This is a genomic window from Sphaerimonospora cavernae (genome assembly GCF_042435035.1).
Classification (GTDB): Bacteria; Actinomycetota; Actinomycetes; order Streptosporangiales; family Streptosporangiaceae; genus Sphaerimonospora; species Sphaerimonospora cavernae.
The window spans coordinates 109,075-123,676 of the sequence record NZ_JBHMQT010000032.1 but is presented as its reverse complement, the minus strand read 5'-3'; the positions used below and the strand labels follow the sequence as shown (position 1 = coordinate 123,676).

General features: G+C 69.3%; 13 protein-coding genes. 7 read left to right on the top strand and 6 right to left on the bottom strand.

Features of this window, described 5'->3' with window-relative positions; genetic code table 11:
* Positions 1-19 precede the first annotated feature (19 nt).
* The gene (locus tag ACFHYQ_RS13955) at positions 20-2,947 is read left to right on the top strand and encodes a helix-turn-helix transcriptional regulator (RefSeq protein WP_394301550.1); all 2,928 of its coding nucleotides are present in this window, start codon (positions 20-22) and stop codon (positions 2,945-2,947) included.
* Between the two features lie 90 nt (positions 2,948-3,037).
* Here ACFHYQ_RS13955 and ACFHYQ_RS13950 read toward each other — a convergent pair whose 3' ends face one another.
* The 4 genes from ACFHYQ_RS13950 to ACFHYQ_RS13935 are packed head-to-tail and all read right to left on the bottom strand — an operon-like array spanning position 3,038 to position 3,706.
* Positions 3,038-3,187 carry a hypothetical protein gene (locus tag ACFHYQ_RS13950; protein WP_204017774.1) on the bottom strand — a complete coding sequence of 50 codons (150 nt, stop codon included), beginning with the start codon at positions 3,185-3,187 and terminating at the stop codon, positions 3,038-3,040.
* A gap of 14 nt (positions 3,188-3,201) precedes the next feature.
* A complete protein-coding gene (locus ACFHYQ_RS13945; RefSeq protein ID WP_394301549.1) occupies positions 3,202-3,372 on the bottom strand; it encodes a hypothetical protein in 171 nt (56 codons plus the stop codon).
* 14 nt (positions 3,373-3,386) lie between these two features.
* Complete coding sequence (locus tag ACFHYQ_RS13940; RefSeq protein ID WP_394301548.1) at positions 3,387-3,545, bottom strand: hypothetical protein; 159 nt, start codon at positions 3,543-3,545, stop codon at positions 3,387-3,389.
* A 14-nt stretch (positions 3,546-3,559) separates the two neighbouring features.
* Positions 3,560-3,706 carry a hypothetical protein gene (locus ACFHYQ_RS13935; RefSeq protein ID WP_394301547.1) on the bottom strand — a complete coding sequence of 49 codons (147 nt, stop codon included), beginning with the start codon at positions 3,704-3,706 and terminating at the stop codon, positions 3,560-3,562.
* A gap of 293 nt (positions 3,707-3,999) precedes the next feature.
* Here ACFHYQ_RS13935 and lxmK point away from each other — a divergent pair, with 293 nt between their 5' ends.
* The 6 genes from lxmK to ACFHYQ_RS13905 are packed head-to-tail and all read left to right on the top strand — an operon-like array spanning position 4,000 to position 11,485.
* Positions 4,000-5,124, top strand: coding sequence for a class V lanthionine synthetase subunit LxmK (gene lxmK, locus ACFHYQ_RS13930; RefSeq protein WP_394301546.1), 1,125 nt, complete (start codon positions 4,000-4,002; stop codon positions 5,122-5,124).
* Positions 5,125-5,128: 4 nt separating this feature from the next.
* Positions 5,129-6,115 carry a T3SS effector HopA1 family protein gene (locus ACFHYQ_RS13925; protein WP_394301545.1) on the top strand — a complete coding sequence of 329 codons (987 nt, stop codon included), beginning with the start codon at positions 5,129-5,131 and terminating at the stop codon, positions 6,113-6,115.
* Entirely contained in the window at positions 6,112-7,161 is a 1,050-nt protein-coding gene (locus ACFHYQ_RS13920) for an LLM class flavin-dependent oxidoreductase (RefSeq protein ID WP_204017780.1), read from the top strand. Before ACFHYQ_RS13925 ends, ACFHYQ_RS13920 begins: the two co-directional genes overlap by 4 nt.
* Positions 7,109-8,860, top strand: a complete 1,752-nt coding sequence (locus ACFHYQ_RS13915; protein ID WP_394301544.1) for an ABC transporter ATP-binding protein — start codon at positions 7,109-7,111, stop codon at positions 8,858-8,860. Before ACFHYQ_RS13920 ends, ACFHYQ_RS13915 begins: the two co-directional genes overlap by 53 nt.
* A gap of 34 nt (positions 8,861-8,894) precedes the next feature.
* Positions 8,895-10,172, top strand: coding sequence for a M16 family metallopeptidase (locus ACFHYQ_RS13910; RefSeq protein ID WP_394301543.1), 1,278 nt, complete (start codon positions 8,895-8,897; stop codon positions 10,170-10,172).
* Positions 10,160-11,485, top strand: coding sequence for a M16 family metallopeptidase (locus ACFHYQ_RS13905; protein ID WP_394301542.1), 1,326 nt, complete (start codon positions 10,160-10,162; stop codon positions 11,483-11,485). Before ACFHYQ_RS13910 ends, ACFHYQ_RS13905 begins: the two co-directional genes overlap by 13 nt.
* Before the next feature lie 31 nt (positions 11,486-11,516).
* On the opposite strand, the gene ACFHYQ_RS13900 is transcribed toward ACFHYQ_RS13905, so the two are convergent.
* Positions 11,517-13,898 (bottom strand): LuxR C-terminal-related transcriptional regulator, encoded by a 2,382-nt coding sequence (locus ACFHYQ_RS13900; RefSeq protein ID WP_394301541.1) that lies wholly within the window; start codon positions 13,896-13,898, stop codon positions 11,517-11,519.
* A gap of 90 nt (positions 13,899-13,988) precedes the next feature.
* Complete coding sequence (locus ACFHYQ_RS13895) at positions 13,989-14,564, bottom strand: SACE_7040 family transcriptional regulator (RefSeq protein WP_394301540.1); 576 nt, start codon at positions 14,562-14,564, stop codon at positions 13,989-13,991.
* Between the last annotated feature and the right edge of the window lie 38 nt (positions 14,565-14,602).

The window sequence follows — 14,602 nt, the reverse complement described above, 5'->3', positions numbered from 1 at the left end:
CGGCAGATATCCTGCCGCCATGCAGTACACCTCACCAGTCCTAATCGGTCGAGATCGTGAGTTTGAACTGCTCGACACGCACCTGGTCGCGGCCGGGAAAGGCCGGGGCGGCGTGGTCTTCATCGTGGGCGATCCCGGCATCGGCAAGTCCCGGCTGACGGCGGAATGCCTTCATCGGGCCCGTGAGGCCGGAATGACGACGCTGCGCGGACGCGGTAGCAGCGTCAGCGCGGACGTTCCTTTCAAACCACTCAGTGAAGCCCTCTTCTCCTTCACCAGATCCCGGCAGCCGCCCAGCGATCCCACCCTGGCTCCCTACCTACCGGCGCTGACCACGCTGATCCCCGAATGGCGGCAGGACGGGGCCGCCGCCCATCTCGAATCGAAGACGATCCTGGCCGAAGCGGTGTTACGGCTGTTGACGGTGATAGGCCGCGACACCGGTTGTCTGCTGGTCCTCGAAGATCTCCACGAGGCCGACGCCGACACGCTGGCTCTGGTCGAGTACCTGGCAGACAATCTCGCCGAAGTGCCCGCCGTCGTACTCGTCAACCTCCGCAGCCACGCCGGCCCGGCCCTCACCCTCGCCTACGCATGCGCGCGACGGCAGGTCACCGCGATCATCGAGCTTTCGCCGCTGTCGCCGCCGCAGACAAGGCGGCTGGCCGCGGCCTGCCTGAACCCCCCAGGCGACCTCCCGTCGCCACTCATCCCACGTTTGGAGTGTGAAACAGCCGGCGTGCCGTTCCTCGTCGAGGAGTTCATCAGTGTGATAGTCGGCATGGGGGCGTTGCGGCACGAGGGCGAGCAGTGGCAGTTGAGCACCGACTCGGCGATCCAGGCGCCGACCACGCTGGCCCGAAGCATCAGCATGCGCCTCGCCGCGCTCGGACCGAGCACTCACGATCTGCTCCGGACCGCCGCCGTGTTCGGAATCCGGTTTCCGGTCCCGGTCATACAGGAGGCCTTCGGTCTGGAGGATCAAGAGATGGCGGAGATCCTGCGCTCGGCGACCATGGCATGGCTCATCACACCGGATGACGAGTCCACGGGCGATTGGTACGCCTTCCGGCACGCGTTGACGGCCGAGGCCCTGCTCGCGTCACTGATCCCCGCCGAGCGCGCGTCATTAGCGAAACGGGCGGCCGACGCGCTTGAGCGCCTGCATCCTGACCTGCCCGGCGAATGGTGCCAGATCGCGGCCACCCTGCGGCTGGCCGGCGGGGACACCCTGGCCGCGGCCCGCTTGCTCGCGCAGGCGGGCTCCCGCTATCTGAACAGCGGTGCCGCCAACCTCGCCGCGACGATGCTGGAACGCGCCTACACCCTGGAGGAGGCGGCGCCGGCCGATCTGCGGGCACGCACCCTTCGGCAGCTCCTGCATGCGCTGACCGAAGGCGGCGGGGCAGACCGGGCCCTCGCGCTGGCCAAGGACATCTCGCTCGCGGACGACCTCACCATGACCATCCGCCATGAGATCGATTTACGGACCGAGCTGGCCTGGGTGGCCGCGGAGACCGGCGGGATCAGCGACGGCCGCGCTCACGTGGCGGTGGTGCGCAGGCTCCTGGACGCCTGCCCCGATGAGGCCCGCACAGCCGCCATCGATGTGATCGAGGCCGGGCTCCTGTTCCCCGACCATGGAGTGCTCCAGCACGACACACAGGAGATGGCGGTCCCGGAGGCCCTGGCGAGACGAGCGGCGGAGGTCGCCGAGCGCATCCCGCTACCCGAGGTCGCCTGCCAGGCATGGGAGCGCATGGCCATGCTCTCCCGAGTCCGGGGATTCGACGAGTCCGACCGGTGCCTGACCCGGATGCAGGCGATCGCGGAGGTTCACGACCTGACATTGTGGAAGCTGCGCGCGATGCTGCGTCTGGCGGGCAACCACAGCATGCGTACGGGGGGAAGCGAGCCGCTGGAAGAGGTGCGCCGGTCGGCGGCTCGGGCGGGCGCGATCAGCCTCGTGCACAGCGCGGAGGCCGCGCTCGCGATGGTGCGGGTGCTGCGGGGAGAGTACGACACCGCCGACGAGATCGCCGCTTCCTGCATCGAGACGACCATCCGACTGGGCCACACCGCCTATACCCAGTATCTGCTGCTGGCCCAGGCGACCCTCGCCGCGCATCAGGCCAGACGTTCGGACATGGAGCGCGCGCTGGTGGAGTTTCGCCGATGGGGTGGGGAGCAGAGCCTCCACATGCCGGTGGTCTACGGTCTGTGCCTGGCCATGTGTTCGCTGCTGGAAGAGGACCGCGACCGCTGCCGCGAACTGCTGACGCGGGCCCGAGAGTGGGAGGACGAACATCCCACGATCTACTACATGACCGGCCGGTACGGCCTGGGCGTGCTGATGGACGCGCTCACCTCCGAGGTGGGTCTGGCCGAATGGGAGATCGCGGAGAAGGAGCCCGCCGCCGAGCTGAGATGGAATCGCCATTTCCTCTACCTGGCCAAGGCGGTGCTGCTGGGCAGGCGAGGCGATGCCGAGGGCGCGATGGGCGCGCTGGAGGTGGCTCGCTCCGCGGCGGAGCCGTATCCGCTGGCAGGACACTTGGGACTGCGGCTGATTGCGGAGCCGGCCCTGGCAGACCAGTGGGGAGAGCCGCTGGCCTGGTTGCGCACCGCCGAGGAGTACTTCCATCGGGTGCGAATAACCGCGGTCGCCGGAGCCTGCCGCGCGCTCCTGCGCGAGGCGGGGGCCGCCGTGACCTACCGCCGGACCGGTCACGATGAGTTGCCCGCACCCTTGCGCAACCGAGGGGTGACCGTGCGGGAGCATCAGGTGCTGATCCTGCTCGCCGAACGGCGCGGCAATGTCGAGATCGGCGAGAGGCTGTTCATCTCGCCACGAACGGTGGAAAAGCATGTGGCCAGCCTGTTGTCGAAGACGGGGCTGCCCGACCGGGCGGCATTACGTGAGTACGCGGCCACGCTCCTCCAGTAGACCGCTCCGTGATGAGAGCGAGCGGCATGACGCGCCACGTGAGCGGTGGACGGCTCGACGGCCCCCGTCCACCGCTCAGGCGCTGCGGACTCAGTAGGTCCAGGTCCACGTCCAGGTCCAGGACACGGTGACGGTCAGAGTGATCGACTCGTTCGCGTCCTTGACGGCGGCGGTGTGCTGTTCGTGGAGGATCGCCTCGGTGGAGGTGTAGTTCGCGTAGCCGGCGATCAGTTCGTTCATCGGATTGCTCCTTGTCAGAAGGTGACGGTGGCGGTGACGACGGTGTAGGGGTAGGCGGTGATGGAGTAGGTGAGGCTGGGAACCTGGATCACCGCGATATCCGCCTGAACGGCGGCGGTCTGCTGTTCGTGGAGGATCGCCTCGGTGGAGGCGTAGTTCGCGTAACCCGCGATCAGCTCGTTCATCAGGCCATTCCTTGTCAGATGCTGACGATGGTGTAGGACATCGAGATCGTGAGCGAGAACGAGTTCGAGAACGTGATCAGAGAGACCTCCTGGTGAACGGCGGCGGTCTGCTGTTCGTGGAGGATCGCCTCGGTGGAGGCGTAGTTCGCGTAACCTGCGATCAGTTCGTTCATCGGGCCGCTCCTCGTCAGATGGTGACGGTGATGGTGATGGTGAAGGTGAGCGTGATCGAGAGCAGCGCCTGCTCGTGCTGAACGGCGGCGTTCTGCTGCTCCTGGAGGATCGCCTCGGTGGAGGCGTAGTTCGCATAACCCGCGATCAGTTCGTCCGTCATCGAAACCTGCCTGTCGTCTGCGAGTAGGGCCGCGCCGAGGCACGGCCGGCCGGGTGCATTCCGGTCCGGGCACTACCCAAACAAATCGCCACTCGGGGGGAAATGGCGAAAGTCTGCGTATTCCAGACTCGCCTGACCTGTCATAGACCTGCAGGACACTGCGGTTCTCCTGCTATTCGGGGCGCGAATGTCCGTCAATGCCGGCAAGCTCTTGTCAGGCACCTGTCATATGCCTGCTGCCGGTGAGTTATTGCGATATCGCGTCACTCTGGAGCCTCCCTAGGGTTCCGGTCATGGATGTGAGAGAGGAAACCGGCCGAAAGACGCCGATGACGGCACGTCTGGTGCCGGCCAGGCCCATGAAGCGCCCGGCCGAATTCACGCGAACCATCGCCTCGGTCAGCGGCGCCACCCCGATCGTGGCTGACATGCAGAGCTTCGTCGGACGCAACGACAACTGGCGAGTCCCCACCGTCGAAGCGGGCGACCTGTTCGTGAAACGCCTGAGAGGCGATCGCGCTCACGTCGAGACCCGGATGCGCCGGATGCTCGCGTTCCAGCAGGTGATCGCCGGGCACCGGGCAGACGAACTGCGTACCGTGCCGTTCCGCGGCAGTGACCTCGAGCAAGGTCTGCTGGTCTTCGACTACGTGCCCGAATCGCGCACCGGCGCCGACCTGCTCGCCAGTGGTGAGCTGGACACCGAGACGGCCTACCGGATCGGCCGGATTCTCGGCGAGATCCACCGGCTGCCCAGACCGGCGGCCGATCTCCCCGAAGGCGTCGAAGGCCGCAAGGCGACCGCCTTCTACGCGCTGAGCCCAGAGGACTACGCCAACTGCAGCGGGGGCGAGGTCGAGGCCTGGGCCATGCTCCAGCACGACAAAGTGCTGGTGGAGGCGCTGAACCGGCTGCACCGCACGTCGGCCGAGGCCCCGGCCACGGCCGTGCACGGAGACATCAGGCTCGACCAGTTCCTATTCGCGGGCGACGACCTCTACGTAGTCGACTGGGAGGAGTTCCGCTACTCCGATCCGGCGCGTGACGTCGGCAGCTTCGCCGGCGAATTCGTCCACCACGCGGTGGTGCGCATGTTCGCCGAGCTCGACGTCGATCCCGCCCTTGCCCCCGGCGCCGCCCATGAGGCCATCGTGGCGGCCGGCGACCAGCAGCTGGCGAACGTGCGCGAGCACATCCGCCGCTTCTGGTGCGGTTACCGGGAGGTCGCGGAGATCGACGACGGTCTGGCGGTCCGCGCCACCGGATATATCGGCTGGCACTTCTTCGACCGCCTGCTCGCGGGCGCGGTGCACGGCGGCAGGCTCAGCGCCGTCGAGCGGGGCACGGCCGGGATCGGGAGGAACGCCCTCATCCAGCCCGAGCGATTCGCCGCCACCATCGGCCTTGGAGAGGACTGACACCATGACGACCGTGCACACCGGCCTGCTCGACGAACTGGAGCAGACCCTCGACGAGCTGCGGATCGACCACGCGCGCAAGAGCGTGACCGTCGGCGACGAGACGATCTCACAGGACAGCCAGACGCGCCTGGGCCAGGAGCTCGGCGGGGTGCTTTACCGGCACTGGCACTCCGGCTCCGGACGCCGCCCCGATGATCGTGATCCCCGCCGGGACTACGACTTCGAGGACCTGCTGCGCGAGGCCACCCCGCACCGCACGAGCAAGACGCCGGCGATCGTGAAGTCCGCCCTGCTCGACGGACCGTTCGGCCAGCACGCCCTGTTCGACGTGGGGCGGGTCCGCCTGCGGATCCCCGGGGCCGAGGTGCTGTCCCCGTTGCCCGAGATCGGCACCAGGACGACGCTCGACCTGCCCTCGATCCGCCCGGCTCTCTCCCCGGGTTTCTTCCTGGTCGACGGCTCGGCCGGCGGCCACGCGTCCGGCAAGCACGTCCTCCGGCTGTACCTGCACGTCGATGAGGCGTCGACGGCTCCGGCCGTGTGGCAGGCCGTACTCACGCACCTGGAGTCCCAGGGGGTGACCTACCGGGCGAAGGTTCTGGCCAGGGCGGGCTGGTACCCCCGGCGCGACGCGATCGTGGTCTACCTCACCGAGGAGTCATGGCACACGGTGGACGGCGTTGTCGACGCGGTCAGACACCTGCCGGGGCTGAATCCCGAGCACTCGGTCATGACCCGTCCGATCGCCGACGGAGTGGCCTTCGGCTGGGAGCCGCGAGACGCCCGGATCGGCTGGGGCCGCATGAGCCTCGGCCAGCACCGCACCGCCGTGATCGCCCATGCGGTCGCCGCGCACCTGTTCCAGGGTGTGGATCTGCCTACCGCGGTCGCTGACGCCTTCATCGAGGCCAACGTCGATCCGCGGGCGCCGCACCGCAACAACGACAGCCCCGACTGGGCGCCGACCACCTCGGGGGCGGTGTCATGACGTCCACCCGTGTGTCCTTCATGTTCCCGCAGCAGCCCACCGATCCGGACGCGATCGTGCCGTACGGCCGGCTCGTGCCGGAGATCGGAGCGGAACGGCTCTGGCTGGGCCAGTCGCTGCGCATCGAGTCGCATCCGGCCCTGGCCTACCTGGCGGGCACCGGCTGCCGGATCTCGGTGGGCATGGCCGTCGGGCTGATCGTCCTGCGGCACCCCTACGACGCCGCTGTGCAGGCGCGTTCTCTCGCCCGGCTGATGAACAATCCTGTCGCCATCGGCTACGGCGCGGCCTATCCCCAGTTCGTCAAAAGCGTGCGGGGAGCGCCCTACGCCAAGCCCGCCACCGCGGTGGGGGAGTTCATCGACATCGCCCGCAGGTTGGCCAACAATCAGGCGGTCGCCCATGACGGCGAGCACTTCAAGGTGCACGCCAGGCTCGCCCCGATGGAGACGCCCAAGGTGGAGATCGGGGCGGGTGTGCTTCGCACGGGGATGGCGCGGATCACCGGCCGGAGCGGCGACCTCGCGATGACGTGGCTGACCCCGCTGAACTACCTCGAGAACGTCGTGATGCCGGCGGTGGCCGAGGGGGCACGAGGGGTGCAGGCGCCGCCTCGCATCGTCTCGGTGGTCCATGCCGCGGTGCGGCGGCCCGGACGCAACCCGATGCTGCTCGCCCAGCATGGCAGCATCAGCCACCTTCAGGCCCCCCACTACACGGACATGCTGCGCAAGGCCGGCCTCGATGTGGACGCCTCCGACCCGGTCTCGGGCGCGCGCGAACTCGTCCAGGAGGGGATCTACCTCTATGGCGACGCGTCCCACATAGCCGACGAGATCGCCAAATTCCACGCGATAGGCGTCGACGAGGTGGTCATCAACCCCACCTCGGTCAGCAACATGTACGGCACGCAGGCGACCATCGAGGATCTCCGGGACATATTCGCCGCGCTCGCCGAGCGGCGAACCCGCACAACGCGGAAGGGAGAAGCCGATGTCACGTCGTCCGGAATCGCCGACGCTGCGGCTGCTGTCCCGGTCGGTTAGGTCCCGGCGTGCTCAGCTCTCGGCGGCCGTCATGCTGGCGCTGCTGTCGGCGGCCTCGGGGGTCGTCACACCCCTGCTGATCGCGCGCATCCTCAGCGGAATCGGCGGCCGGCACACCGACCTGACCGTGCCGATCGTCCAACTGGTCGCATGCGTGCTGGCCGGGGCGTTCGCCGGCGGCTGGTCGTCCTACCTGCTGAGTTCGGCCGGTGAACGCGCCATCGAGGATGTGCGCATCGCGGTGGTGCGCCACGCCGTCCGGCTGCGCGTCCCGGTGATCCGCCGCATCGGGGTGGGCGAGATCGTCTCGCGGATGGGTCCCGACGCGGCGCAGCTACGAGCGATCACCGATACGGGCGTCACCGTCCTGCCGGTCTCGGCGGTCATGGTGGCCGCCTACATCACGGTCATGGGGCTGCTCGACTGGGTGATGCTGGCCGTCACCGTGGGCACCTTCGCGGTCGCCTCGATCGCCATCCGCGCCTTCCTGGTCGGCATGCGGAAGGCGGCGCAGAGCCAGCAGGCGGCGCTCGGCCGCCTGGCGCAGTCCGCCCAGTCCGTGTTCACCATGATCTCTACCGTCAAGGCGTACCGTGCGGAAGACCGTGCGGTCGAGCCGCTGCAGGAGGCGACCGGCGCGGCGGCCACCTCGGCGATCCGGGCGGCCCGCGCGCAGGCGGCGATCAGCCCGCTCATGGGGCTCGGCCAGCAAATCGCGATCATCGGTGTTCTCGCCGTGGGCGGCATCCGCCTGTCGTCGGGCGCGATCGACATCGCCGGCTTCGTCGCCTTCCTGATGTACCTCTTCCAGCTGGTGAACCCGCTGATGACGCTCGCTCAGGGCGCCGGCAGGATCCAGGTCGGAAGGGCCGCCGCCACCCGGGTCGACGAGGTGCTCGGCGCGGAGGCCGAGCCGCCCGACGCCGGGCCGGCGCCCGCGCTGCCTCCGCAGGCGCCCGCTCTCCGGCTCCGCGAGGTGGATGTCACACTGGCGGACAAGCTCGTGCTCGACAATGTGTCGCTCGAAGTGCCGCGCACGGGCGTCCTCGCCGTCGTCGGGCCGTCGGGGGCGGGCAAATCCACCCTGCTGAACGTCGTCGAACGGTTCACGGAGCCGAGCAGCGGACATGTCGAGCTGCTGGGCGCCCCCCTGGACGCCTGGCCGATCGGTGAGGCACGCCGGCGGATGGCACTGGTCGAGCAGGACCGGACGATGCTCAACACGAGCATCCGGCGGAATCTCACCCTCGGCCGACAGGACGACCCGACCGACGAACAGCTGCTGGACGCCCTGCGCGCGGTCGGCCTGGAGGAGACCGTACGGGCACTGCCGGATGGGCTCGACGCCGTCCTCGGCGAGGGCGTGCAGATGTCCGGCGGCGAAGAGCAGCGATTGGCCATCGCCCGTGCGCTGCTCACCGACGCGGAGATCCTCCTGCTCGACGAGCCGAGCGCGCACCTGGACGGCATCAACGAGATGCGGCTCGTCGACCTGCTGGCACGGCTGGGCCGCGAGCGGGCGGTGGTGGTCGTCACTCACCGTCCGTCCACGATCGCCGCCGCCCGATCCGTCGCCGTCATGGAGGCCGGCCGTGTGGTGGCCGTAGACGATCACGAGACCCTGCTGGCCACCTGCCCGGCCTATCGGGCGGTGGCCCACGATCAAGGCGAGGCCGTTATGGCGGCCGCGCTCTCGTAGCCGGCGAAGGAGCCGGCGGAACAGGAAACTCGACATGCTCATGACACCTGCGCGCCTGCCGATGGAGGTGGTGAGCCGTCGGCTCCCCGGCGGGGCGACCGTGATCGTCCGGCCCGACCCCCTGCTGGGGTTCGTGGCGCTCAACGTCTGGCACAGCACGGGCTCGATCCACGACCCCGCCGGGCGATCGGGGCTGGCGCACCTCGTCGAACACGTGATGTCCGACCCCGCCGAGGGCGCGGCCGAATCCGTTCAGCCGAGCGGATCCACCCAGGCGACCACCGCCTACGAATGCACAAACTACGTCGACACCGGGCCGCCCGAGACGCTGCCCGAGCTGCTGTCCAGAGCCGTGGAGCGGATCAGGCGCGGCAGGGCGGGCATCACGGCCGCAGGCCTGGAGCGGCAGCGCGGAATCGTGCGGGAGGAGATCCGCCAACGTGAGGAGTCCGGGCGGTTCGGTTCGGGGCTGCGGCGGAGCCTGCGGCTGCTGTTCGGCGCGGACCATCCGTTCGGCAAGCCGTCGCTCGGGGACCCGGAAGAGATCGCCGAGATCACACCGGTCGATGTCGAACGGTTCATCGAGCGCCACTACGGGGCCGCACGCCTCGTCGTGTCGATCGTCGGGTCCGTCCATCCCGAGCACGCCATGGAGTTGGCCGCACGCCACCTGGGCGGGCTGCCCGCCGGACCCCGGCCCGAGACGCTCGTGCTCTCCGGGCCGGAGGCCGGCGGCTACCGGCGAGAGGATGTGCGGGAGGGGCAGCGGACCGGGATGTTGCGGTACGCCTTCGCCCTCCCCGCGGCGGGCGAGCACCTGGCAGCGGCGGGCGAAGTCGCCATGGCGGCCCTCGCGGGCGCCTCGTGGTCGGTGCTCGGAGCCGATCTGGCCGACTACTACCGGCTGCTGGGTTCCATGGCCCAGCATGGTCGCTGCGGCCGCGGCCCGTCGCTCGGGCTGATCAAGATTGTCGCGCCGGCGGGTGTCGACCTGTGTGAGCTCGAGGAGGCGGTGACCACCCGCCTGGCCGACCTGGCCGGCACCGGCCTGCGCGAGGACGTGCTCGCCGCGGCGAAGGCCAAACGCGGCAAGGAGCAGTTGGCCGTGCTCGGCGGCGCCCGGACGTGCGCCGAGGAGCTGTGCCGTGAACAGGCCTGGTCCGGCGACCCCGCCGGGGTGACCGGCCGCCTGGCCGCCGTCCGCGCCGTGACCGCCGACCAGGTCGCGGCGATCGCCGCAGGATCGCTGGCGCGGCCGGCGGTCGTCGCCTTCCACACCGACCCTCTGGGGAACCCCACATGGATCGCATGACCGCCCCGCGCGCCTGGCGCTTTCCGGCCGCACGCACGTTCCTGCTCGACAACGGGATGCGAGTGAAGCTGGTGGACATGCCGGGCCGGTTCGTCGCATCGGTCGCCGTCGTCGTCGGCCTGCCCACCGCGGTGGAAACCCCCCGGACCGAGGGAGTGGTGGGGGCGTACTCCGCGATGATGCTCGCCGACGCGCCGCATGCCAAGGCCGGCCGGGTGAGCGACGTCGCGAAGGCCGGCGGAATGATCACCACCAAATGTGGTCATCGAGGCCCGGCGGTCCTGGCGGACTGCCCCGTGCTCGAACTGCCGCGGCTGTTCGAGGCGCTCGCGGCCATGCTGCTGCGCTTCGAGCCGACGGCCCGCTCCTTCGACGCCCACCGGCGTCTGGTCGCCTCCGAACTCGCCGTGGAATCGGATGACCCGGCCGGTTTGGCCAACAAGCTGCTGCACGAGTCCGTGCTCGACCCCGCGAGCCGGTACAGCCGCCCGATGAGCGGCACCGAGCGGTCGTGGCGACACCTGACCTTGGCCGACGTCGTGGAGGTGTACGAGACTCAGGTCGGCCCGCGGCAGATGACCTTGATCGTTGTCGGCGATCTGTCGATGCTCGACGTGGCCAAGGCCGTCGCCGACGTCTTCGGCGGCTATCCCGGCCGGGACCGCCCCCCGGTGGCCGACCGACCGCCGGCCCCCGGCGGCGGGCCGCGACTGCTGTGCCGTCCCGGGCGCGGTGGACCGCAGACCAGGTTGATGCTGGGATGCTTCGCGACAGACCGTCTGGATCCGCGGTGGCCCTCGGCCAGGGCCGCGGCCGAGCTGCTCGGGGCGGGCCCGAACTCCTTGCTCAATGCGGAACTACGCGGCCGCATGGCCCTCACATACGGGGTCGAGGCGAGATTCCTGCCGTTCTTCTCGGGGGGAATGTTCGTGGTGAGCGGAGCGGTGGATGCCGAGCACAGTGAGCGGGCGGCAGGGGCGATCCTGCGGGTGTTGCACGAGGTCCGCGACGGCGCGGTGGACCCCGACCTGTTCGAGCGGGTTCGCCGCCGCATGATCAGCACCGCGGCGGAGCTCTACGAGTCCACTCTGGCCGTCGCCCAGCAGTACACGGAACTCGTCTCATGCGGGATCGACGAGTCGTACATCGATGATCACCTCGACCGGCTCGGCTCTTTGGACGCGGCGCGGATGGCGGACGATTTCCGCGGTCTCGTCGATCCCGGCCGGCTGCACACCGTCGCCGTCGGCCGGTTCGACCCTCGGGCGCCGGCGTTGGCCGGGTCCGGACTCGACGGAATCGCGTGCGCCTGACCCGTGTTCGGCCCGGCGGGAGGGACATGACCTAGGGGCGGGTGGCCTCCGCCGGGGTGGCTGTGGACTCCAGGTCGTGCACCCAGCGCGCGACCTGCACCCGCGAGTTGCAGTCGAGCTTCCGCATGACCTGGCGGAGATGGTTGATGACCGTCCATTCAGAGATGCGGAGCCGACGCGCGATCTGTTTGTTGGTCAATCCCATGGCGACCAGGCTCGCCACCTCGGATTCGCGGGCGGTGAGCTCCGACCGCTCCTTGAGCAGGCGCGGATCCGCCGTTCCGAGGGGTGCCATGCCGGGGCGTCGAGACATGGCGGCGTCCGCCGGGTTGTCATTCCAGCGGCGCTGCAGGATCTCGCAGAGCAGATCGACGAGGTCGACGGAGGCGCCCGCCGCCGACCACCGCTGCAGCGAAATCGCGCCGATGCGGATGGAAAGCCGTCTGTCCGCCTCAGCCACGACCGACCACCACGCTGAGGCGCCGTCAGTCCGATGCGCGCAGGTCCGGCTGAGCGAGCCGGAGACCATCGCGAGATCGATGCCGTCCTGGTGCGGATCGCGAGGATGGTGGTCCTCGGTCACTGTCGCGACCGCCGACATCGTCGCCGCCGGCCCGAGCGGCAGCAGTTTCGTCAGAGCACGCTCAAGGTAAGGACGCGCGTCGCCCAATCCGGTGGCGCACGCGGCCACCGCCCGCCACAGCAGCAGGGAACCGGCGGCGTACTCGTCGCCGTTGCGCATGGCTTCGAACAATGCTGTGCGGCACTCGGCGTCGGCCCGCTCGAACAGCCGCATCCGGGTCAGACACGCGATGTACTCGCTGACCGACTCGCTCAGCCGGGTGAGATCTCCCCGCTTTCTGTCGGCACTGACACATTCGGCCAGAGCCTCGGCCAGTTCCTCGGACCCGCGACCGTCGCAGACCAGGTTGCCCAGCAGCGCGATCTCCGTTCTGTCCGGAACCGCGAGCCTCGACAGGTCCTCGAAGCAGACCTCGGCCGCCTCCTGCTCCCCTGCGGCGGCGAAGACCCGTACGGCCAGCTCAGCCAGCGAATACCGTTCCTGCGCAGTGGCCGGGACGTATTCCCGGATGATGGGCAGGAGGTGCGGGAGCAGTTCGGTAACCCCGCAGGTGCGGGCGAGCAGCGGCAGGGCATCGCACATGAGTGCGACTGCCTGGGCGTATCTGCCGTTGCCGACCAGCTCCGTGATCGCACATCGCATGTTGCGCTGCTCATACTGGAATTCCGCGAAAACGGTGCGCTGCGACTCGGAGAAACAGCCGGCGGCCATGCGTCTGATGTGGGCGGAGAGGTAGTCGGCCTGAGACTGCCGAATGGCCGCGAACGACACCTCGGGTTGGCCGGCACACCAGCTCGCGGCCGCGAACCCGGTCACCCGCAGGTGATAGCGGCCACGGGATTCGCCCTGGCCGGGCTCGGCGCCGAACACCAGGCCGCGCTCGACCAGCGAACGGGTCAGGCCGTCGACGTCGCAACGCGGCAGTGAATGCCGCAGGACGCTTATCCCGGCGCCGCCCGGCAGAGCGAGGATCGACGCGAGGACGACCATCTCGTCGCCGGTCAGGCTGAGGTGGGCGGAGTCTGTGTCGCCGAGGAGCTCGGCCAGACGATTGCGGGGGGTGTCCTCACTCACCGACTCGTGTACGGCCGTCAGGCCGTGCCGGGCGACGAGGTCGGCGAGCATGTCGACATCCGACGGGATGCCGAACGAGGCGGCGCAGACGCGCGTCACGCTGCCGATGTCTTCCGGAGCGAGAGTGAATGTCGGGTCGCGGCGCCGTAGGCGGCGGAGGAAGAAACGCACCACCTCACTGGAGTGCGCCGGATCGGCATCGGACGTGATCTGGTCCACCGGGCCGCTCAGTGGCCGTATCGGCAGGGTGAGCACCCCGTCCAGCTCGTCCTTGCGGTGCGTGGTGAGGACGATGCGGACCTGCGGGTTGCGATGCGGCAGCTCCAGCAGGGCGTGCCGTCGGCCGGGGTCCAGGAATCCGATGTCGTCGACCAGAACCACCAGGTGTGACCTCGGACCAATCGCGCCGATGGCCCTGTCCAAACGCTCGAAGAGGTCACCTGACGGCTCCTGGTCTCCTGCGGAGGCGGCGAACACGGCGATGTCGTCGAATAGGGACAGATGTTCGCGCAGGCTGGCCAACAGCTTGGTCTTACCGATACCGGGGCAACCCGTCAGTGCCAGCGCCCGGTTGTCAGCAGAGAAGAGCCAGGTGCGCACAGCCTCGAGAGCGCCGCTTACCTGTGGGAGATCCAGACTTTCCGCGTCCGGGCCAGGGTAGTCCGACCACGGCTTCTCCCCGGTACGGCCGCCGACGAACCTCGCACGAGTACCTTTTGCCTGCTCACCGGCTCCGGTGGGTGTCCTTAGGTTCACGGAGGCCAGTATGGGGTCGCGGCTCCACCCCCACATGGGGGCAAAGCCCCCATAATCTGCCACGAGTCAACGTGGACAAACCGAAGGCACTCATGTGTGCCCTGTGGACGTGAGTGCGCCGCGGGCCATCTGGTGGAGCAGTTTGGCCATGGCCCCGGGCGGGAGCTCCCCGGCGCTGCGCGGGGTGGAGTTGAGCAGGCCGAAGACGGCGTGGGTGGCCGCGCGCAGGCGCGCCGGCGGGCAGGAGGGGTGCAGCTCGGTCAGCACGGTCACCCATTCCTCGACGTAGAGCCGCTGTAACCGGCGGATCGCCCGGCGGGCGTGTTCCGGCACGTTGTCGAGTTCGCGCTCGTGGACGCGGATGAGGGCGGGCTCGCCCAGGGCGAACTCGATGTGCCCGCGCAGCAGCGCGTCGAGCGCGGCCTCGGCCCGGTCGGCCGTGGTGGCCAGCCGGGCGCCCTGCTCGTGCAGCCGCACGCTGATGTCGAGCAGCATCTCGGCGAGCAGCGCCTCCTTGCCGCTGAAGTGCCGGTACAGGGCGGGGCCGGAGATCCCCACCGCCGCGCCGATCTCCTCGATCCGGACCCCGTGGAAGCCGCGTGCGGCGAACAGTTCCGCCGCCGCCGCCAGGATCTCGGCGCGGCGATTGCGGGTAGGGGTGGCCATGGCCCCCCATGGTAGACGAAGCAAGTTAATGATGGTTA

Coding starts and splice junctions, on each gene's coding strand:
- ACFHYQ_RS13955 (WP_394301550.1), top strand. CDS start 20: ATGCAGTACACCTCACCAGTCCTAATCGGTCGAGATCGTGAGTTTGAA.
- ACFHYQ_RS13950 (WP_204017774.1), bottom strand. CDS start 3,187: ATGAACGAACTGATCGCCGGCTACGCGAACTACACCTCCACCGAGGCG.
- ACFHYQ_RS13945 (WP_394301549.1), bottom strand. CDS start 3,372: ATGAACGAGCTGATCGCGGGTTACGCGAACTACGCCTCCACCGAGGCG.
- ACFHYQ_RS13940 (WP_394301548.1), bottom strand. CDS start 3,545: ATGAACGAACTGATCGCAGGTTACGCGAACTACGCCTCCACCGAGGCG.
- ACFHYQ_RS13935 (WP_394301547.1), bottom strand. CDS start 3,706: ATGACGGACGAACTGATCGCGGGTTATGCGAACTACGCCTCCACCGAG.
- lxmK (WP_394301546.1), top strand. CDS start 4,000: ATGGATGTGAGAGAGGAAACCGGCCGAAAGACGCCGATGACGGCACGT.
- ACFHYQ_RS13925 (WP_394301545.1), top strand. CDS start 5,129: ATGACGACCGTGCACACCGGCCTGCTCGACGAACTGGAGCAGACCCTC.
- ACFHYQ_RS13920 (WP_204017780.1), top strand. CDS start 6,112: ATGACGTCCACCCGTGTGTCCTTCATGTTCCCGCAGCAGCCCACCGAT.
- ACFHYQ_RS13915 (WP_394301544.1), top strand. CDS start 7,109: ATGTCACGTCGTCCGGAATCGCCGACGCTGCGGCTGCTGTCCCGGTCG.
- ACFHYQ_RS13910 (WP_394301543.1), top strand. CDS start 8,895: ATGCTCATGACACCTGCGCGCCTGCCGATGGAGGTGGTGAGCCGTCGG.
- ACFHYQ_RS13905 (WP_394301542.1), top strand. CDS start 10,160: ATGGATCGCATGACCGCCCCGCGCGCCTGGCGCTTTCCGGCCGCACGC.
- ACFHYQ_RS13895 (WP_394301540.1), bottom strand. CDS start 14,564: ATGGCCACCCCTACCCGCAATCGCCGCGCCGAGATCCTGGCGGCGGCG.